General features: G+C 45.7%; 24 protein-coding genes. 19 read left to right on the forward strand and 5 right to left on the reverse strand.

The features are described 5' to 3' along the window. Window positions 1–59 precede the first annotated feature (59 nt). On the forward strand, window positions 60–473 hold the full coding sequence (locus tag A7sIIA15_RS04335) for a DoxX family protein (RefSeq protein WP_095685949.1): 414 nt from the start codon (window positions 60–62) through the stop codon (window positions 471–473). Between the two features lie 43 nt (window positions 474–516). On the opposite strand, the gene A7sIIA15_RS04340 is transcribed toward A7sIIA15_RS04335, so the two are convergent. Beyond that, window positions 517–1,713 carry an MFS transporter gene (locus A7sIIA15_RS04340; RefSeq protein ID WP_095685950.1) on the reverse strand — a complete coding sequence of 399 codons (1,197 nt, stop codon included), beginning with the start codon at window positions 1,711–1,713 and terminating at the stop codon, window positions 517–519. A 132-nt stretch (window positions 1,714–1,845) separates the two neighbouring features. On the opposite strand from A7sIIA15_RS04340, the gene A7sIIA15_RS04345 reads away from it, so the two are divergent. From A7sIIA15_RS04345 to A7sIIA15_RS04385, 9 genes are read left to right on the forward strand one after another with little or no spacing between them, the layout of a single operon-like run. Continuing rightward, a complete protein-coding gene (locus A7sIIA15_RS04345) occupies window positions 1,846–3,024 on the forward strand; it encodes an iron-containing alcohol dehydrogenase family protein (protein ID WP_095685951.1) in 1,179 nt (392 codons plus the stop codon). Between the two features lie 3 nt (window positions 3,025–3,027). Next, window positions 3,028–3,516 carry a YbaK/EbsC family protein gene (locus tag A7sIIA15_RS04350; protein WP_095685952.1) on the forward strand — a complete coding sequence of 163 codons (489 nt, stop codon included), beginning with the start codon at window positions 3,028–3,030 and terminating at the stop codon, window positions 3,514–3,516. 4 nt (window positions 3,517–3,520) lie between these two features. Further along, entirely contained in the window at window positions 3,521–3,946 is a 426-nt protein-coding gene (locus tag A7sIIA15_RS04355) for a hypothetical protein (RefSeq protein ID WP_095685953.1), read from the forward strand. Continuing rightward, window positions 3,943–4,326, forward strand: coding sequence for a VOC family protein (locus tag A7sIIA15_RS04360; RefSeq protein WP_095685954.1), 384 nt, complete (start codon window positions 3,943–3,945; stop codon window positions 4,324–4,326). The genes A7sIIA15_RS04355 and A7sIIA15_RS04360 overlap by 4 nt, the downstream gene beginning before the upstream one ends. After that, window positions 4,313–4,555, forward strand: a complete 243-nt coding sequence (locus A7sIIA15_RS04365) for a hypothetical protein (protein ID WP_095685955.1) — start codon at window positions 4,313–4,315, stop codon at window positions 4,553–4,555. Before A7sIIA15_RS04360 ends, A7sIIA15_RS04365 begins: the two co-directional genes overlap by 14 nt. After that, on the forward strand, window positions 4,556–5,212 hold the full coding sequence (locus A7sIIA15_RS04370; protein ID WP_095685956.1) for a spheroidene monooxygenase: 657 nt from the start codon (window positions 4,556–4,558) through the stop codon (window positions 5,210–5,212). 26 nt (window positions 5,213–5,238) lie between these two features. Next, window positions 5,239–6,042: a carotenoid biosynthesis protein gene (locus tag A7sIIA15_RS04375; RefSeq protein ID WP_095685957.1), complete on the forward strand. Its 804-nt coding sequence runs from the start codon at window positions 5,239–5,241 to the stop codon at window positions 6,040–6,042. 5 nt (window positions 6,043–6,047) lie between these two features. Continuing rightward, window positions 6,048–7,121 (forward strand): glycosyltransferase family 2 protein, encoded by a 1,074-nt coding sequence (locus tag A7sIIA15_RS04380; protein WP_095685958.1) that lies wholly within the window; start codon window positions 6,048–6,050, stop codon window positions 7,119–7,121. Continuing rightward, window positions 7,118–8,632, forward strand: a complete 1,515-nt coding sequence (locus A7sIIA15_RS04385; RefSeq protein ID WP_095685959.1) for a phytoene desaturase family protein — start codon at window positions 7,118–7,120, stop codon at window positions 8,630–8,632. Before A7sIIA15_RS04380 ends, A7sIIA15_RS04385 begins: the two co-directional genes overlap by 4 nt. Here A7sIIA15_RS04385 and A7sIIA15_RS04390 read toward each other — a convergent pair. Next, window positions 8,583–9,203: a CDP-alcohol phosphatidyltransferase family protein gene (locus A7sIIA15_RS04390; protein WP_095685960.1), complete on the reverse strand. Its 621-nt coding sequence runs from the start codon at window positions 9,201–9,203 to the stop codon at window positions 8,583–8,585. The two genes, A7sIIA15_RS04385 and A7sIIA15_RS04390, sit on opposite strands and share 50 nt — an antisense overlap. A gap of 106 nt (window positions 9,204–9,309) precedes the next feature. Between A7sIIA15_RS04390 and A7sIIA15_RS04395 the strand changes: the two genes are divergently transcribed. The 3 genes from A7sIIA15_RS04395 to A7sIIA15_RS04405 are packed head-to-tail and all read left to right on the forward strand — an operon-like array spanning window position 9,310 to window position 12,744. Further along, the gene (locus tag A7sIIA15_RS04395; RefSeq protein WP_095685961.1) at window positions 9,310–10,386 is read left to right on the forward strand and encodes a polyprenyl synthetase family protein; all 1,077 of its coding nucleotides are present in this window, start codon (window positions 9,310–9,312) and stop codon (window positions 10,384–10,386) included. Beyond that, window positions 10,387–11,871 carry a phytoene desaturase family protein gene (gene crtI, locus A7sIIA15_RS04400; protein WP_095685962.1) on the forward strand — a complete coding sequence of 495 codons (1,485 nt, stop codon included), beginning with the start codon at window positions 10,387–10,389 and terminating at the stop codon, window positions 11,869–11,871. It abuts the gene before it with no gap. After that, window positions 11,872–12,744, forward strand: coding sequence for a phytoene/squalene synthase family protein (locus A7sIIA15_RS04405; RefSeq protein ID WP_095685963.1), 873 nt, complete (start codon window positions 11,872–11,874; stop codon window positions 12,742–12,744). On the opposite strand, the gene A7sIIA15_RS04410 is transcribed toward A7sIIA15_RS04405, so the two are convergent. Beyond that, on the reverse strand, window positions 12,707–13,006 hold the full coding sequence (locus A7sIIA15_RS04410; RefSeq protein WP_095685964.1) for a lycopene cyclase domain-containing protein: 300 nt from the start codon (window positions 13,004–13,006) through the stop codon (window positions 12,707–12,709). The two genes, A7sIIA15_RS04405 and A7sIIA15_RS04410, sit on opposite strands and share 38 nt — an antisense overlap. Beyond that, the gene (locus A7sIIA15_RS04415) at window positions 13,003–13,329 is read right to left on the reverse strand and encodes a lycopene cyclase domain-containing protein (protein ID WP_223298231.1); all 327 of its coding nucleotides are present in this window, start codon (window positions 13,327–13,329) and stop codon (window positions 13,003–13,005) included. The genes A7sIIA15_RS04410 and A7sIIA15_RS04415 overlap by 4 nt, the downstream gene beginning before the upstream one ends. 107 nt (window positions 13,330–13,436) lie before the next feature. Between A7sIIA15_RS04415 and pnuC the strand changes: the two genes are divergently transcribed. The 6 genes from pnuC to A7sIIA15_RS04445 are packed head-to-tail and all read left to right on the forward strand — an operon-like array spanning window position 13,437 to window position 19,193. After that, a complete protein-coding gene (gene pnuC / locus A7sIIA15_RS04420) occupies window positions 13,437–14,012 on the forward strand; it encodes a nicotinamide riboside transporter PnuC (RefSeq protein ID WP_095685966.1) in 576 nt (191 codons plus the stop codon). Continuing rightward, window positions 13,993–14,490, forward strand: coding sequence for a uridine kinase family protein (locus A7sIIA15_RS04425; protein ID WP_095685967.1), 498 nt, complete (start codon window positions 13,993–13,995; stop codon window positions 14,488–14,490). Before pnuC ends, A7sIIA15_RS04425 begins: the two co-directional genes overlap by 20 nt. Before the next feature lie 19 nt (window positions 14,491–14,509). Continuing rightward, window positions 14,510–16,411, forward strand: coding sequence for a Stk1 family PASTA domain-containing Ser/Thr kinase (gene pknB, locus A7sIIA15_RS04430; protein ID WP_095685968.1), 1,902 nt, complete (start codon window positions 14,510–14,512; stop codon window positions 16,409–16,411). A gap of 4 nt (window positions 16,412–16,415) precedes the next feature. After that, a complete protein-coding gene (locus A7sIIA15_RS04435; RefSeq protein WP_095685969.1) occupies window positions 16,416–17,285 on the forward strand; it encodes a deoxyribonuclease IV in 870 nt (289 codons plus the stop codon). After that, the gene (locus A7sIIA15_RS04440; RefSeq protein WP_223298232.1) at window positions 17,282–18,148 is read left to right on the forward strand and encodes a DMT family transporter; all 867 of its coding nucleotides are present in this window, start codon (window positions 17,282–17,284) and stop codon (window positions 18,146–18,148) included. The genes A7sIIA15_RS04435 and A7sIIA15_RS04440 overlap by 4 nt, the downstream gene beginning before the upstream one ends. A gap of 10 nt (window positions 18,149–18,158) precedes the next feature. Further along, entirely contained in the window at window positions 18,159–19,193 is a 1,035-nt protein-coding gene (locus tag A7sIIA15_RS04445) for a threonine aldolase family protein (RefSeq protein ID WP_095685971.1), read from the forward strand. Here A7sIIA15_RS04445 and A7sIIA15_RS04450 read toward each other — a convergent pair. Beyond that, window positions 19,170–19,643, reverse strand: coding sequence for a methylated-DNA--[protein]-cysteine S-methyltransferase (locus A7sIIA15_RS04450; RefSeq protein WP_095685972.1), 474 nt, complete (start codon window positions 19,641–19,643; stop codon window positions 19,170–19,172). The two genes, A7sIIA15_RS04445 and A7sIIA15_RS04450, sit on opposite strands and share 24 nt — an antisense overlap. Window positions 19,644–19,651 lie beyond the last annotated feature (8 nt).

Raw genomic sequence — 19,651 nt, forward strand, 5'->3', positions numbered from 1 at the left:
AGTAGTTGAAATTTCAACTACTATTGCCCCTGTTCGTATTCACCAATCTAAGGAGCACCATGGACGTAGTACTCGTAATCGCTCGCATCTTGTTTGCTGGCATCTTCATCTCTTCAGGAATCAGCCACCTCACCAAATTGGATGCAATGACTGGTTATGCCCAATACAAGAAGGTTCCAGCTGCAAAGCTCAGCGTGATCATTTCAGGTCTGATGATTCTTGTTGGCGGCCTCTACATCGCATTTGGTGTCTATGCAGATCTTGGCGCACTACTTCTCGCACTGTTCTTAATCCCAGCAGCGTTCATGATGCACGCATTCTGGAAAGAGACTGATGCAACTGCAAAGCAAAATGAAACTATTGGATTCTTTAAAGATCTCTCACTTGCAGGAGCCGCACTCATAATCTTCGTACTAGTTGGTTCTGGTACAGATTTTGGTCCAAGCATTACAGGTGCATTCTTTAACCTATAAACAATTAGTCAGTAAAGCCCCTACGGAGAAATCTGTGGGGGCTTTATTTTTTAATAATGTGTGATTGATACCCGGCCAAAAGCAACATAAGTACCGGATACATCATTGCAACTGGAAGAGTAAGAACTTGCGCAAGAGCCCCGGTCACAGATGGCCCAATGAAATAACCAGCAATACCAATCACGCCAACGCGCGCAATGGCAATAGATGATGCAATTCCAGGAACTTCAGAGGCTGCCAAAATATAGGCAGGAAACATTGGACCAATACCCAATCCAGCACACGCAAAACCAATATTGACGATGACAAAGGCCAGAATTGGTTGTGAGTCAGAGAGTGGCACAGCGATTGCAATGCCAGCACCTAAACCGATACCACCTAAATAACCCCCGTAGAGCACTGTCTTTCGTGGCCCAAAGTGATCAAGTGCTCTATCACCTAAAAAGCGGGCGGTAATCATTGCTAATGAAAAGACGGCAAAAGCTGAAGCGTTAACGCCTATGCCATAGCCCATGTCATCTCGAAGCAAGATTGCGCCCCAATCACTGGCAGCACCTTCTGCAATAAGGCCGCCTAGCAAACCAATACCCATCCCCCACAGTGGAAGAACTGATTTGCCAAAGAATGGAATCTTGGCATCGGTCTCTTCTTCTCCGCCGCTATGTTCATCTTGATCTGAAGTCAGAAGCATGCGCACAGCTGGAATAAATAAGAAGAAGCAGACGATGCCGACTCCAACTAAGTTATCGCGCGGTGAAACATAGTTAGCAATTGATCCACCTAAAACTGTTGTTGCAAAAGCACCTGATGACCACAGGGCATGAAATGAAGACATCACTCTGCGACCTAAGATCTTTTCAATGACAACGGCTTGGGTATTTGATGCGATATCCATACTGGAATACCCAAGGCCCATGATAAATAGGCCGAAAATCAATGTAATGGGAGAAGTTGAAAAACCCATCAATATCAAACCAATAGGCATGATGATGATTGCCACTCGAATGACCACCTGAGTGCCATAGGAATGAACTAAGCGTCCAGTGAGTTGAGCGCCAAGGATTGCACCAATAGTGCTGGAAATAAGAATTAATCCCAGCTGCCCGTTATTTAAACCGTTGGCATCACGAATCTCCGGAATGCGAGCGACCCAGGCCATGGAGACAACGCCCATAAAGAAAAAGGTTGCCAGCAGCCCTACGCGCGCACGCCTTGCACTTGTGAATAAATCATTGCTCATAAGGTGATAACGGTAACTGAGAATGCCCTATTAGTCTGCCTGCACTGCCCATTATCCTTCAGGTTCTTCTAACTCTAAAAAGCCTTCAGCGATATAGAATCAAACCCATACCAACTCACCAAGGAGCTCTCCGTGGACAACATCACCGCCTTTAATAATCATCTTCCAGTCAAGGTTCGCTTTGGAGAAGGTGTGGCAGAGACGTTGCCAGCAGTTGTTGCAGAGCTTGGTGCTAGCAAAGTCTTTTTGATGGTTGATAAAGATATTGAGAAGTTCAATCCAGCGGCAGCAAAGCTCATTGATCAGATGAAGGCAGCTGCTGGCATCACCGTTACTGTCTTTGAAAAGCCAGCAGGTGAGCCAACAATTCAAATGGTCGATGATTCAATCGCAGCACTTAAGGCAGCAGGCTCTGATGTTGTTGTTGCACTCGGTGGTGGCTCAATTATTGATACAGCCAAGGCTGCGCGTCTGTGCGCCCAACTCAACTGCACATTCCGTGAATTCCAATCAAAGCCACCTGTTTATCCAGCACCAACACTTCCACTTGTTGCCCTTCCAACATCTGCTGGCACAGGCTCTGAAGTATCTGGTGGTTCTGTTATCTCTGATCCAGAAGCTGGTCGCAAAGCAGGTATTGCTAATGGAAACCTTCGTGCACAAGTAGCACTGGTTGACCCAGTCCTTACATATTCAATGCCTCCTTCAATGACAGCAAACACTGGTATCGATGCTCTTGCTCAAGCAATCGCTGGAATCATCGCTAAGTGTTCAACTCCTATTGGAGATGCCATTGGTTATGAAGCAGTGCGCATGATGACTCCAGCTCTAGTTGCTGCCTTTAAAGATGGCAATAATAAAGTTGCACGTGCTGGCATGGCATCGGGCAGCATGATGGCCGGTCTAACAATGAATATCTCTGACTGCACAGCAGAACACTCACTAGGTCAAGCAATCGGTGGCTTAAAGCATGTTCCACACGGTCTAACAATTGGTTTAGTTCTAGTTGAAACACTGACCCGCGAAGCAAAGATTGTGCCTGAAAAGATGGAGCGCGTTGCAGATGCGATGGGTGTGCCACAAGATGGCACTAAGGATGGATCTCGATGCGTTAACGCTGTGAGAAAAATCCTTGCAGAGCTGCAATTCCCTGTGCTTTCATCCCTTGGCTTTGTTGAAGGCGATATCGATGAACTAGCTGAAATCGCACTTAAAGACTTCTTTATTACACAAGCTCCAAAGCCTTGGAGCAAGCAAGAAGTAGTAGATGCATTTATGTCAGCGCTAAAGCTTGAAAGCCGTGTTGCATAGATAGTGGAAGAAGTTCTTAATAACCCTTCAGTTATCCGAGTAACTGCCCTACTCAAAGAGTTGGGTTGTTCTGGTGAAGTAACTATTCTCTCTGACTCTGCTCGCACAGCACTCGATGCGGCCAATGCTCTAGGCATTGAGGTGGGACAAGTTGCATCCTCCATTGTTTTTAAACTCCCTAGTGGCAATCCACTGCTAGTTATTACAAGTGGGCGCCATCGCGTGGACACTGAACTAGTGGCTAAGAACTTAGGTGTTGAAAAGCTTCACCGCGCAGATGCTGACTTTGTTAAAAACGCCTCAGGCTTTTCCATCGGTGGCGTCTCCCCTGTTGGTTGGGTGAACAAGCCAGAAATCATTTTGATTGATCAGGCTCTCAATGATTACGGAGTTGCTTGGGCAGCAGCTGGGCACCCACACTCTGTTTATCCAACATCTTTTGAAGAGCTTGCGCGCGTAACAGGTGCTACGCCGATGGTTGTTGGAGACTAGTGAAATGAGGAACAAAACTTTTGTAACCGCAGTTTTTGCCTCTTTTGCCTGGAACCTATATCTAGTTGGCGGTGTCATGCTGGGTGCTTCTTACGCTCTTGATCGCGCGGCAGGTGGCCAATTTGAGGTTTTTCCAACTTACCTCAGAGTTATTTATGTTCTAAACTTTGCCTTAATTGTCTATCAGATAGTGATTTTTACTCGCTTCACATATGGACTAGCAATTAAGCCGAAATGGATAGTTAAAGCCTTTGTTATTCTCGGTGTGTTAGGAATTCTTGCCAATGCAGCATCTCGAAGCGCAAATGAGCGTTGGAACGTTATCCCCGCATTCGTAATTACAGCAGCATTTTATGGAATCTTGAAGTCTCAAGCGAAAAACACAAGAGTGGCTAAGGTTTCAAAACCCACGGGACATGACAAGTTATGAACACATTAGGCATGATTGCACTAGTTATTGATGACTATGACGTGGCTATTTCTCACTACGTTAATGATCTTGGTTTCACTCTTATTGAAGACACAGTCCTGTCTCCTGAAAAGCGTTGGGTGGTAGTTGCACCTAGCTCACAAGGTGCTCGAATACTGCTGGCTAAGGCTGCTAACGAGGCGCAGGTGGCAGCAATAGGTAATTCAACTGGTGGGCGTGTGGGGTTCTTTATGTATACAACCAACTTTAATGAAACCTACGAGGGATACAAATCAAAAGGTATTGAGTTCATTGAAACTCCCCGCCAAGAGGCCTATGGTCAAGTGGTGGTTTTCAAAGACAAATATGGAAATAAGTGGGATTTAATTGAACAGAAATAGTGATGCCTCTAAGGCAAGAATCTTTGAGTGGCTAGGTGTTGCAACTGCAATTGTTTACTCACTCCTTGTTGCTGCCAACATCGGAGCTGAGTTCATTGGTTTCACATTACTTCTCACATCCTCTGCCCTGATTGGTATCTGGGCATATCTTGGCAAACACCGTGGAATTCTTTTCCTGCAGTTCTTTTATGCAGCTGCAGGCATTATCGGAATGATTCGCTGGTTCTAAATGATCGTTGCCTACTTCTGGACAATTACTCCAAGTCATATTCCCTTTGCTTTAGGTGCAATGGGTATGGACAGATTTTTTCTTCGTTCATCTAAAAATGTTGGGTTCTTTAAATCCTTAGGCACTGGCAAAGGCGAGACTTTCACTCCTGCAGATGCCAACACTCTTCGCTGGGGTTTGATCGCACAAGTTAAAGACATTGATGCTTTTGATCAATCTTTTGTTGTAAAGCAGTGGCGCAAAAATAGTGTGAGTGAATTTCGCGCCGTTCTTGAACCAATCTCATCTCACGGTCAATGGGCAAAGCAGGAACCATTTGTTGCAACTGCAAAAGACTGGACTGGCCCAGTTGCTGCAATCACACGGGCACGTATTAAGTGGCATCAGAACTTTCGCTTTTGGAGCTCTGTGCCACCTGTGACAATGTCATTGAAATCAGCACCTGGATTGATCTCTGCCATTGGAATTGGTGAAGCACCTATTGGTTTGCAGGGCACTTTCTCTTTGTGGGAGTCAGGGGATGCAATAAAGAACTTTGCCTATAAGGGCGCAGCCCACCAAAAGGCGATTGCAGACACATCTACCTATAAATGGTATTCAGAAGAGCTCTTTGCACGCTTTGCGCTCAGAGATATTCGCGGTTCGATTAATAGTTAGTAAGGCTTTTAGGGCAGACTTAAGCCATGTCGATCCGTCATTACACACCAAGACGGCGCCGCCATGGCCAACTATCACCTCGCGCCAATGGCATTTTGAACTCGGTTTTTGGCATCGCAATTGTGCTCCAAGTCCTCTATCCATTAGTTAATGGTGAGGTTTTGCGTTTGCTCACAATCAATGTTGTCTATTGGGGTGCGGGTGCAATGTTGTTACATGCACTCCTTGCATATGGTGCTCGTTATGCCATTACGTACTTCTTCTTTACTTTCTTCTTCGCCCTCATCATCGAACACGTTGGACTCTTAACGCAGTGGCCTTTTGGTAACTATTCATACTCTGGCAATTTAGGGTTAAAGATTTTTGAAGTACCACTCGTTGTGCCATTCGCTTGGATCATGATGGCCCATCCAGTTTTAACTGCTGCCCGCCGCATCGCAGGTAATTGGGTATTTCTCTATGGCGGAGTTGCCTTAGCTGCTTGGGACTTGTTTCTAGATCCGTTAATGGTGGCACAAGGTAATTGGACCTGGGTTGTTACTGGTGCACACGTTCCTTTCCAACCTGAGATTCCTTTATCAAACACTTTTGGTTGGTTACTCAGTGGAATGTTCTTAATCGGCGTTCTGCATGTTATTACCCCGCGTGAAAAGCGAAAAGGTGGGGCAACCTTTGTAACTACAGATACTTTCTTATTGTGGACTTTGTTCTCAGGCTTTGTTGGCAACTTGTTCTTCTTTAGCCGTCCAGGTGTTGCCTTCTTTGCCGGAAGCATCTTTGGCATCGTCCTTGCCCCGTATTTCTTTAACCGCTGGTTGGGACGCCCTTAGAGTCCATGGATTACCTCTTAACAATTCCTTCTAGTTTTATTCTCCTTATCTCCTTGATCAACTTCATCACTATTCGTAACCCAAAGAAGAGCGCTCAAATAAATGAATCAATCTCAGTAGTTGTTCCCCTGCGCAATGAGGCGACAAATGTTGCAGAACTAATTGACTCACTTCGCGCCCAAAAGAACCTTGCTCAAGTTGAGTTTTTGCTTCTAGATGATAATTCTGAAGATGAGACTCTTGCTCTCTTGCACCAACACACATCTGGTCTATCTAACTTTCATATTCTGAATGGATCCATGCTGCCACAGGGGTGGATTGGTAAGACGTGGGCGTTGCAACAACTCTTTGAAAGAGCCAGCGGTGAAAACATCGTTTCAGTTGATGCTGATGTGCGATTGGTTCCTGATGCAATAAACCGTGCAGTTACATTGCTTAAGAACACACAGTTAGATTTTCTCTCCCCTTATCCAAAGCAGTTGGCACATTCTTGGTCTGAACGACTCATTCAGCCACTGCTTCAATGGTCGTGGATGTCCACAGTTATCTTACGAATTGCTGAAAAGAGCTCTATCACTTCAATGGTTGTTGCCAACGGTCAGTTCTTTATTGTTAGACGAGCAGCCCTTGCTCAAGTGGGTGGTTATGAGAGCGTTCGTAACAAAGTTTTAGATGATGTGGAGTTAGCAAGGGCTCTTGTTAAAGAAGGCTCACATGGTTGTGTGGCAAATGGCGCAGAAATTGCCTCCACTCGAATGTACTCATCATGGAAGGAGATCCAAGCCGGTTACGGTAAATCTCTGCACGCAGCCTTCGGTTCTGTTTTTGGTTCTGCTATTGCAATCACATTCCTCTTTCTTACAGGTATTGCTCCACTTATCGCCGGCATCACAGGTTCAACTATTGGTTGGTATGCCTATGCCGCAGTTACTCTTACCCGTGTAATGAGTTCAGTTAAATCTGGCAAAAATCCTCTGGATGCGCTTTTGCATCCCATCTCATCCGCGCTTCTTACGTACCTCATCATTTACTCCTGGCTAATGCGTGGGCAAGTGCAATGGAAAGGCCGCACGCTATGAAGATAGTTGTCATTGGCGCCGGTATGGGCGGCATGATGTCAGCTGCGCGTTTAGCTAAAGCCGGTCATGAAGTTAGCCTCTATGAAGCATCAGATCGTGTGGGAGGAAAACTTCACACTGAATGGATCGGCAAGGTTGCCTTTGACACAGGGCCATCTCTTTTAACTCTGCCGGCTGTATATAAAGATTTCTTTGCGCGCACCGGTAAACATTTAGGGCTGCTCTGTGAGATAGAGACTGTGGATCCATCTTTTGATTATCGATTTGCCGATGGCACATATGTTAACTTCGCTAATCTTTCTAGGCATCACACGCTCAATAATCTTCGCGCAGCCTATGGTGAATCTGTCTCGCGCCAGTGGGATCAACTGATGCGCAGGGCTGAAAAGATGTGGGATGTTTCCCGTGAGCCATTTATTGAAAATGAACTGCGCTCACCGCTCTCATTACTCAAGCGCTTCTCACTTATTAGAGATCTAAAGATTATTGCGCCCTGGAAAACTTTGAGAGATTTTGCGACCGAAGAACTAGCAGATGAACACCTTCGATACATCCTGGATCGCTATGCAACCTATAGCGGCTCTGATCCACGCAAAGCCCCTGCAGTTCTCTCCACCATCGCATACGTTGAAGAATCTTTTGGTGCTTGGCATATCAAGGGCGGTCTTGGAACGCTGGCAACACTGGTGCATGAGCGCGCCGAGAAAGTCGGCGTTACTTTCCACCTGAGCTCGGCTGTTGCATCGATTAATCTAAAAAGAGGCAAAGCAACTGGAATTACCCTAGAAAATGGTGAAGTAATTAACGCCGATGCAGTCATTGCAAATGCTGATGCATCACTGATCTATAACAAGTTAATCACCGGCAAGATTAGAAAGATTAAGAAGGTTCGAAAGAATCTAGAGAAAGCCGATGCCTCACTTGCTGGCTTCTCATTGCTTCTTGGCATGCGAAAAGATGATTTGGCCCCGCTTAATCACCACACAGTTCTATTTCCAAAGGACTATGACGCAGAGTTCGATGCGATATTTACTCACAAGCAACCTGTCACAGAACCCACTATCTATATCTGTGCTCCTGGTGATGAGGCAATGTCTAAAGATGAACTACTCGAAGGGTGGTTTGTTCTAGTGAATGCACCTGCCCACGGCGCTCATGGCTTTGATTGGAACAACGCAGAGTTTGCACGCACCTATGCCAACAGCATTATTGATCAGATAGAAGCTAGAGGTATTGCTGTTCGCTCACGCCTGGAATCAATGACGATTAGAACTCCTGCAGATTTAGAGAACGCTGTTAGAGCACCTGGTGGTTCTATCTATGGAACTTCAAGTAATGGTCCGCGCGCAGCTTTTATGCGCGCAAAGAATCGTTCTCCAATTAAATCTTTGTATTGCGTTGGTGGTTCAGCCCATCCTGGTGGCGGATTACCTTTAGTCGGTTTGAGCGCTGAAATGGTTGCTAATGCAATTGGGAGCGCGCAAAACGGACAACCATTAAAAAGCCACTAATTTGAAGTGCTAAGAAAGCCACGGAGAGCACATAAACACCTGGAAGATTTAACTGCCACATAATCAAGACGACAAATAAGAATGATGCGCGCACTGGACGCTCTGCTGGTGTGACAACACCAATATCTTCGACTCCGAGTGAGACTAATTTGGCTCGTGCGTACTCTTGGAAAGAAGCAACGCACCACAGAGTTATTACTAGCCAGGCTGGAACGCCGATGACATAAAGGGCATAGAGCCAGAGCGCTTCACTGACACGATCAACTACAGAATCAAGGGTTGCACCCCATGAACTCTGACGCTTTTGAAATATTGCAACGCTTCCATCAATGCCATCACAAAAGAGAGAGAAAACTAGAAAACCAACTGCCCACCATGATGTTGCAGTTAGAGCTGTGGCAGCGGCTGAAACAAGACCTAACATTGTTAAAACATTGGGTGAAATACGAAGCAGAGTTGCAACTAGACCAAATCGATAGGAGATATTGAGCCACCAAGCAACAACGCCAGTTACAGGGGCATCGTTATGCAACGAACTCCATGTAGCGGTGAACTCTTGCTTACTGAGCATTTTCTCTCTTCCCTTTTCTGGCACTTGAGTATTAATAGTATAGAAGTGCAGGCTCACAAGAGCGGCCAGAATGGCAAAGAGAACTGGGTGAGGGTACCTTTACGCTGTGAGTTCAGCGACTAAGTCAGAGTTACAAGAGACGCGCGATTGCGTAGAGATTGAACTCACTCAATTCATGCGTGATCAGAGCGCATACCTGCTTTCAATCTCACCTGAATTACAACCAGTTTCCTCCGCTCTCTCATCTTTTCTTCTTGATAGCGGTAAGCGATTACGTCCTCTCTTTGCCTATGCTGGAATCAAAAGCGCAGGTGGTTCATTAACGCCCGCAACTACTAAAGCCATCTCTTGCCTTGAACTGCTTCAAGCGTGCGCACTTATTCATGATGACTTAATGGATGGTTCTGACACACGCCGCGGTAAGCCATCTATTCATCGCCACTTTGAATCTATCCATGTGCAAGATGCCTTAGAGGGCTTTGCACCTGCATACGGTTTAGCTTCTGCAGTTTTGCTTGGAGATTTAGCACTTGTCTGGTCAAACCAACTTCTTAATACTTCCGGGATTTCTGCTCACGAGCTTCGCCGCGTCATGCCAATCTTTGATGAGATGCGCGTTGAGTTAATGGCTGGACAGTTCTTAGATATTCATGAGCAAACACAAAAGAACACAGATCTTGATCGTTCAATGAAGATTGCTCGCTACAAATCAGGTAAATACACAATTGAGCGACCTCTTCACATGGGAGCATTACTAGCCGCAGATGCCTCCCCTGCACTTCTCACCGCTCTCTCCGATTATGGATTACCCCTGGGTGAGGCTTTCCAATTCCGCGATGACCTACTTGGCGTCTTTGGTGATCCCTCTGTTACAGGAAAACCTGCCGGTGATGACCTGCGTGAAGGAAAGCGCACAGCCCTTATCGCTATGACCGATGCCAAATGCACAGATGCCATGAAGGCCGAGAGCCGTAAATATTTTGGGAAGAATGATATTGATGACAAAGGTGTGGCTATCTTGCAGGAGATGATTGTTTCAACAGGCGCAAAAGCAGCCCTTGAAACTATGATTGATGAATTAACCTCAAAGGCATTAAAAGCTATTGAAAATCCAGCAATTGATATCGCTGGACGAGATTTACTCAATGAGCTAGCCCTAATCGCCACGAAGCGGAGTATGTAAATGGTTGCCAGAGTTAAAGGCCCCACAGATCACGTTGTAGTTGTGGGCGCAGGCCTTGCTGGATTAAGCGCAGCACTTCGACTCGCTGGTGCTGGTCGAAAAGTAACTGTATTAGAGCGCGAAAGTGTTCCTGGTGGGCGAAATGGTTTGCTCAACAAAGATGGCTATGCATTTGATACTGGACCATCAGTTTTAACTATGCCATCTCTTATCAATGATGCCTTCAACTGCGTTGGCGAAGATATGAAAGATTGGTTGGAGCTCACTCCACTCACACCTCTCTATCGCGCCTTCTATGCTGATGGCTCACAGTTAGATGTTCATGCAAATACCGGTGAGATGGAAGCAGAGATTGCAAAGCACATCAGTAGCCAAGAAGCTGCTGGATATCGCAGATACGTAGATTTTGTTACAAAACTCTATAAGTATGAGATGAATGATTTCATCGATAGAAACATAGACAGTCCCCTGAACTTGCTCACACCTAACCTTGCCCGCTTAATTGCACTCGGAGGCTTTCGCAGACTCTCTCCTAAAGTAAATCAATTTATGAAAGATCCTCGCCTACAAAAGGTTTATTCATTTCAAGCTATGTATGCAGGAGTAAGCCCGCAGCAAGCTCTAGCTATCTACGCAGTCATTGCATACATGGACTCTGTTAATGGAGTTTTCTTTCCTAAGGGTGGAATGCACGCAGTTCCTCGCGCACTAGCAGCAGCTGCAGAAAAGCATGGAGTGGTCTTTAAATACAACACAACCGTGACAAATGTTGAAGTCAGCAATGGCCGTGCAAAAGCTGTTATCACCGAAGCTGGTGAGCGCTATGAGTGCGATGCAGTGATTTTGAATCCAGATCTACCTGTTGCCTACCGCGAGTTACTCGGCAAATCACCAGTATCAATTAAGCGCCTGAAGTATTCACCTTCTTGTGTGACTCTATTGATTGGTTCAAGTAAGAAGTATGACTTTGCAGCACACCACAACATCCACTTTGGTCACTCTTGGGATGGCGTTTTTGATGAACTCATCAAAAAGAAGCAGTTAATGAGTGATCCCAGTATCCTGGTCACCATTCCCACTCATGATGATCCGAATTTAGCTCCCCCAGGTAAGCATTCTTATTATGTTTTGTTCCCAACGCCTAACTTAGATAGCAATATCGATTGGACTAAACAAGCCGGTCCATACCGTGATCAAATGATTAAGACCATTGAAGAGCGCGGCTACACGGGCTTTGGTGATTCCATTGAAACTGAAGTGATGACCACTCCCCTTGATTGGAAAAATCAAGGGATGGAGATGGGTGCACCTTTTGCTAGCGCACATACATTCTTCCAAACTGGTCCCTTTAGACCACGCAACATGGCACAAGGAATTGAAAACGTTGTCTTTGCCGGTTCTGGAACACAACCTGGCGTTGGAGTTCCCATGGTTTTGATCTCTGGACGACTTGCTGCAGAGCGAATTGTGGGACCTGTTAAGTAAATGGATGAGCTAGAGGCATCCTATGCCGAGTGCAAAAGATTAAATTCTCTTCACGGCAAAACCTATTACTTAGCCACACTTCTTCTACCTAAAGCTAAACGCAAATATGTTCACGCCCTTTATGGTTTTGCCCGCTATGCCGATGAAATCGTTGATGATCTTGCATCAACACTGACTGTGCAGGAAAAAGCAGATGCTTTAGGTGTGTGGGGTGCCAAGATTTTGCAAGATCTCAAAAGCGGCAAAAGTGATGATGCAATCGGACGAGCGCTAATAGACACCGTGAACACATTTGCAATCCCCCACGAGTACTTTGAAGCATTCTTACATTCCATGACTATGGATTTAACTGTGCAGGAATATCAAACATATGAAGATCTCTTGGAGTATGTCTATGGATCAGCTGCCGTTATTGGTCTTGAGATGGTGCCGGTGCTTGGAGTTCTTCAAGACGGTGCCCATGAGTGCGCCGAGAAGCTAGGTATTGCTTTTCAATTAGCTAACTTCATCCGCGATGTGGGAGAAGATTTAGATCGTGGCCGTATTTATCTGCCTATAACTGAGCTTGCCGAGCATGGTGTTACACGTGAAATGCTTGAAGAGCGCGTCCTCACGCCACAAATCATCAGCGCACTTAAGTTTCAAATTGCCCGTGTGCGCCAACTACAACAAGAGGCAACTCCAGGAATTCAAATGCTTGCAGCATCTAGTCGCCCATGTATTGAGGCAGCAAGTGAGCTCTACTGCGGCATTGTTGATGAGGTAGAAAAGATTGGTTATGACATCTTTAACAAACGTGCCAAGACTTCTACTGCGCGCAGATTACGCGTCTTTATTAGCGCTTATTTGAAGCGCCTAGCCGTATCCAATTAGTTAAAACGCCAAGCACTAGCGCAAAACCAAAGAGCAGGTCTTCCACTGGAGCTGATGCTATTCGCCAGCCAATAATGGCATCTGGGCTATACATCACGATATTTCTTGAAGTCAGCCACCAATTCGTAAGTAGCTGGAACCCAACAATGATTGCGTATGAAGTCCAAAAGACTCGGCGCCTAAGTAGCTGTGTATTGAATAGATAGAGATCAAAGGAAATAGCAAAGAGCACTGCAAAGATTGCGATTTGTGTGTAGGTCATTTGTAGACCTGCCAATGTTTCTTGACTGTGCGCACAGCTTCAATAGTCATGAGCGCTGCAATAGGAACAACGATGAAGAACAAATACTCTTCCAGCGGTATACCGAATGGACCAAAAATGCCAAGGATCTGAGCTTTATCAAAATACCAATGCCCACTTGCAATCGCGTATTTGTCCCACGCGATGAATAGAAAAGCTACTGGAGCAATTGCAAGCACTACTCGCTTAAACTGCTTGAGAACCCCAACCTTTAAAAACACTTCTAGCCAGAATGAGCCAACGACGGTGAAAACAATCATGGCTAGGTATCCATACTTTTGCACGAGATAACGCTACTCTAATAACCACGGGAGCCGCATGCGGCTGAGAGGGTTTGAAATTCAAACCGACCGATTGACCCGTCCGGTAATGCGGACGTGGAAAGGAAACTATGTCATTCACCCTTTTTACAGCGTGGGGCTATGAAGTCTCGACTCTTGAATTCATTGCAGCAATTACTTCCATTACTGGCGTCTGGCTTGGCACAACTGGAAAGCGCATCACTTGGCCTTGGTGGGCATTGAGCAGTGCTCTCTATATGGTCTTCTTTTATCAAGTTGATCTCTTTGCAAGTGCAGCTCTGCAAATAGTTTTCATTGTTGCCGCCATTTGGGGCTGGCGTGATTGGGCACCAACTGGTGCAACCCCTGGCTATCTAAACAACCGTCATCGCTTATTCATTGGCGCAGGAACCTTGATTGCTGTCTCTGTACTTTCTCCCCTGCTCTCGCGCGCAGGTGCTGCAGCAACATGGTCTGATGCATTTTTACTTGTTGGCTCACTTGCTGCGCAGATTCTTATGGTTTACCAAAAAGTTGAAGCGTGGATGCTCTGGCTCATCATTGACTTAGCCGGAACGATTCAATACGCCTATTTGGGTTATTGGTTTACTGCCGCGCTATACGCACTCTTCACACTCGTTGCGATAGTTGGCTGGAAGCGTTGGTATGTCCTTAATCGCAATTGATGGCAGAGCAGGAGCTGGTAAAACAACGTTAGCTGCCAGCTTCTTTGAAGAACTATCTGCCGATAAACCCGTCGCGGTTATCCATATGGATGATCTCTATGACGGCTGGGAAAATGCTCTGAGTGAGCGCCTCACTCAAACTTTAGAGTCAATTGTGAAGTCACATCAGGACAAGGTTGCTTTTGAAATAGATATCTTCAACTGGCAATCGATGTCCTTTGATTCAAAGCGAGTGATACATCCTGTTGATATCTTGATTTTAGAAGGCGTAGGAGCGGGGCAAAAAGTAGTACGTGATGCTGGTGCAACCTTGTATTGGCTAGATATTGATGCCGAAGTTGGAATACAAAGGGTTTTGAATCGAGATGGCAACCAGATTGCATCGCAGATGAAGCAGTGGCAGATTGCTCAAGAAATTCATTTTTTGCGAGATAAGACACGCGAAAACGCGGAACACATTCAAAGCTCACCAGCTTAAAAGCCCTAAAATCGCCCATATGTCAGATCTATCGGGTGAGCTCATTGATGGGCGTTATCAACTCACTCGCCAGGTTGCCAATGGTGGAATGGCCAGCGTCTATGAGGCTATCGATACCCGCTTAGATCGAAAAGTTGCAGTAAAGATTATGCATCCGCATTTAGCCCAAGATGAAGCTTTCGTTAATCGCTTCATTAGAGAAGCTAAAGCCGCAGCCGCACTCTCACATCCCAACATCGTTGCTGTTCAAGATCAAGGGTGGAATCAAAACGGAGTTCCGGCTGTCTTTATTGTTATGGAGTTAATCGAAGGTCACACGCTTCGTGAATACTTAAATGAGCGTGGCAGGTTTGAAATTAAAGATGCCATGAACTACCTCACTCCCATTCTTAGCGCACTTGCTGCAGCCCATGATTTAGGAATTGTTCACCGCGACATGAAGCCTGAAAACATTTTGATTTCAAAAGAAGGTCGCGTAAAGATCGCAGATTTCGGTTTAGCGCGCGGAGAACTCATTGGTTCAACTATGACGGCTGAATCAAGTGTTATCTTGGGTTCAGTTTCATACCTTTCTCCTGAGCAAGTCCAGCGCGGTGTTGCAGATTCTAGAAGTGATGTCTATGCAGTTGGCATCGTGGCATTTGAAATGCTGACAGGTGAAAAACCATTCCTAGGCGAGACACCTATTCAGATCGCCTATATGCATGTGAATCAAGAGATTCCTTCCCTTCGCTCTAAGCGCAAAGAGATTCCAGAGGCTCTGGATACATTGATTTTGCAAGCAACTAACCGTGATCCAGATAAGCGCCCCCGCACAGCAGGTGAATTCCTTAAAGCGCTGGAATCTATTCAAAATGAAATTGACCCAAAGACAAATCAGATGAAGTTAGCTCTTGATCTTCCCGTGGAGCCTATTAAGGAAAAGCCACGAGGAAAGATGAAGAAGCAGGTAGAGGAAGAAAAAGAAGAGAGCATTGAGATTAAAGAGACAACTAAAGAGATTAGAGCTGCCAAGGAAGAGAAAAAGAAGGCGAGCAAGCGTGTTCGCCGTAACCGCAAAGTTGCCATCATTTTGGCTATCGCACTTGGTATTGGTGGTTGGTACACATTGGTGGGGCCTGGTTCGCGCGTAGTTGTTCCATCGGTAGTTGGTGGAACATATGAGGAAGCAGTTTCTACTCTTACCCCTCTTGGTCTAACAACAGTTATTTTAGAAAAGCGCTTTGATGAAGATATTGCCAAGGGTGCAATCATTGAAACTGATCCCCCAGGTGGTGGACGTGTTTCATCTGGTGGGCAGGTCAAGTTAATCCTTTCAAAGGGCCCAGAGCGATACATCATCCCGCCAGTTACAGGACTTACTCCTGAGGCTGCCACCACTGCCCTCGAGAAATTCCCATTAATAGTTGGCGCAAATACCGAAGTCTTTAACACAGAGATTCCTAAAGGTTTTGTGATTTCTACATCCCCTGCATCTGGCACACAAGTTAAACGTGACACTCCAGTTTCACTAGTTATAAGCAAGGGTGTTGAGACGGTGGCACTTGTTTCTTATTCCGGTAAGAGTGGTGAACAAGCACTTAACGAATTAAATGATTTGGGATTTAATGTTGAATCAACCTATGCCTTTAATGAAAAGGTTTTATCGGGAGTGGTTATTTCTCAAAGCCCAACCGGTGTGGAAGTTGCACCGAAGGGTTCAACTGTATCTCTGGTTATTTCTAAGGGCTCACAGTATGTCTTTATCCCTAACGTCTTTTCACTTGATCAACTCAAGGCAACTCAAGCGTTGCAAGACCTGCAGCTCAAGGTAGTAGTGAAGAAATTAGGAACTAAGAAGGTCAAGAAGGTTACAAATATCTCTCCTAAGGTGGGTAGCAAAGTTAAACGTGGCAGTACGGTCACAATTACCGTAGGGTAAGCCAATGCCTAAGGAGTCCAAGAAGCCACGTATTGGTGCCCACGTCCCAACAACTGGCGGAATGGCAAAGCGCTCCATTGAATACGCCCAAGAAATTGGTGCAAGTGCTATCCAAGTTTTTGCTTCAAGTCCACGTATGTGGGCAATGCCAGCAGCAAAGCCTGAACTTGATGTGGCTTACAAAATCAAAGCAGCAGAGATGGATCTTGAAACCTATGTCCATGCTCCCTTTCTTATTAACTTAGGCTCACCAACTGAGGCCACATACATCAACTCATTAGCTTCAACTAAATATTCTCTCCAACGTGCTGCAGATATTGGAGCGTTAGGCGCAGTTATTCACACTGGATCTGCTGTGGATGTAAACCACGTTGAAAAAGCGTGGAAGCAGATTCATGAAGGCATGATGCCAATTCTTAACGCTCTGCCTGATGATGCTCCATATTTGTTATTAGAACCAACTGCAGGTCAAGGCCAATCCTTAGTTAAGAAGCTAGATGATCTTGAAAACTATTTGAAGGCTCTGGAGTATCACCCAAAGGTTGGTATCTGTCTTGATACCTGTCACGTATTTGCCGCAGGCCATGACATCTCTGTTAAAGGTGGAATGACTGCAACTATTGATTTACTCGTTCAAATCGCTGGCGTTGAGCGTTTTCAATTAGTTCATGCCAATGACTCGATGGATGTGTGCGGAGCACTCAAAGATCGTCACCAAAACATTGGCGATGGCCACATTGGCGTAGAACCTTTTGCTGAGCTTCTTGCTCACCCAGCAGTAGCGAATGCCCCATTGATTCTTGAAACACCAGGCTTGGAGGAAAAGCACAAGCCTGAAGTTGCGCTACTAAAGAAACTTCGAGATAAGAAGTGAGCGAAACAAAACATCTCTTTAGAATGAAGTTGGCCCCTTGGGCACTTCTTGCAGTTGCTGCAGCATGGGGCTGGGCATTTGTGATCATGAAGGATGCAATCCAGCGTCAGAGCGTTAATAACTTTCTTTTCACCAGATTTTTACTCGGCGCAGTGGTTATGGTGCTTATCCGTCCGAAGGTTTTAAGTCTTCTCAATAAAGACATTCTGATGCGTGCTGGAGCTGCCGGCACTTTTCTAGGTCTTGGATTCATATTCCAAACCCTTGGACTAGATCGCACGGGGGCTGCAATTACAGGTTTTGTGACTGGCCTCTATGTTGTTTTAACACCACTGATTGCCTGGTTAGTCCTAAAACAAAAGGTGAATAGATTTACTTGGATTTGTATTGCTATTGCAACTGTTGGACTTGGGTTGCTTTCTATTCGTGGGTTCACTGTGGGAATCGGTGAGCTCCTAGTATTTATGAGCGCAATTTGTTTTGCCTGCCACATCATTTCACTGAGTAAATGGAGTTTGGGCCGCGATGTCTATGCCATGACAGTGGTGCAGTTGTTTATGTGTGCCGCACTGGCTGGTATCGCATCTATTCCAGAAGGTTATTCACCGCCGCCTGATGCAGGCGTGTGGGGTGTAGTGATTTTTACGGCAGTTTTTGCAACTGTCATCGCTTTCATTATTCAAACCTGGGCTCAGGCACATATGAGCCCAACTAAAGTAGCCGTTATTTTGACGATGGAAGTTGTCTTTGCCGCCTTCTTCGCAATCATCTTTGGTGGTGAGCGCTTAACGCTACAGAGCGCGATCGGTGGAATCCTTGTCGTGACTGCGATGTATTTGATAGTTATCAAAGAATCAAAGTAGGCTCACATCTATGGCAATTGATCTTCGTTCAGACACAGTTACTCGCCCATCACAAGGCATGCGTGATGCGATTGCATCTGCGCCAGTTGGCGATGATGTTTACAGCGATGATCCAACGGTTAACTCACTTGAAGAGCGCGTAGCTGGGATGTTTGGCAAAGAAGCTGGTCTGTTCACACCAACGGGTTCACTTGCCAATCAATTAGCAATTCGTATGCTGGTTAATCCTGGCGAGGAACTCATTGCCGAGACTAATTCACACATCGTTCGCGCTGAACTCGGCGCTGCTGCAGTATTTAGCGGCATCACTACACGCACCTGGCCCGCTACACATGGATTACTCAAGGCAGCCGATGCACTTGAGATTGCCCGTCCAGATTCAGGGCCATATTTAGTTTCAACCACAGCAATAGCTGTTGAAAATACGCATAACTTTGGTGGCGGAACTGTGCAACCAATAGATGAGATTAAGGCTTTGCGCAAAGGTGCAGATGCGATGGGATTAGCCCTTCACTTAGATGGTGCCCGCATCTGGAACGCACATGTTGCAAGTGGTGTTGCATTCAATGAATACGGAAAATACTTTGACACCATCAGCGTCTGCTTGTCCAAAGGACTTGGTGCTCCTATTGGTTCAGTAATGCTTTCAACTAAAGAGCGTGTTGCTAAGGCACGTGTGTGGCGCAAGCGCTATGGCGCTGGCATGAGACAAGTGGGATTGCTAGCAGCTGGTGCTCACTTCGCACTCGATAACAACATCAATCGCTTATCTGAAGATCATCGCCGAGCTAAAGAGATTGCCGTTGCAATTGCTGCTATTGATTCTTCTCTTATTGACCCAACAACAGTTCAAACAAATATTGTGGGATTAGATCTGGCTCACCTACCAATAAGTGCAGCTGAACTAGCAACACGTTGTCGTGAAAAGGGCTTGTGGATTAGTGCGCTGGGACCAAAGTATGCGCGCCTAGTAACTCATTTAGATTTTGATGATGCTCAATGCAAAGAAGCTATTGAGATTTTAAAGGTAGCCCTCGTGGCGTAGTAGCCACTCCTTCTTGTTAACTCCGTAAGCATAATTTCCTAACGCTCCCCCAGTTTTAACAACTCGGTGACATGGAACAACCAACATAATGGCGTTATTGGCGCATGCACTTCCTGCTGCACGCACCGCTGCTGGAGATCCAGCACGCTGGGCAATATCAGAGTAAGAGAGAACTTTGCCACCAGATATCTTGCGCATTGCTTTCCATGCAGCTTGTGAAAACGGAGCACCTGGTTGGCTGACTTTGATGCCATTAATGGCAGTGATGTCCCCGTCAAAATAGTCATTGATTAAATCACTAATGACAGGAATGGACTTAACAATCTTTATATCTTTGCCAGCTTTAAATGCACTGATTGTTAAAAGATTGGCACCAATTAAAATCTGATCATCAGCTATGAGATTCAGATTTCCCACAGGAGTCTTATGGGTTGTTACTAATAATGTCACAAGGAGAA

The organism is Candidatus Planktophila vernalis (assembly GCF_002288185.1).
Taxonomy (GTDB): domain Bacteria; phylum Actinomycetota; class Actinomycetes; order Nanopelagicales; family Nanopelagicaceae; genus Planktophila; species Planktophila vernalis.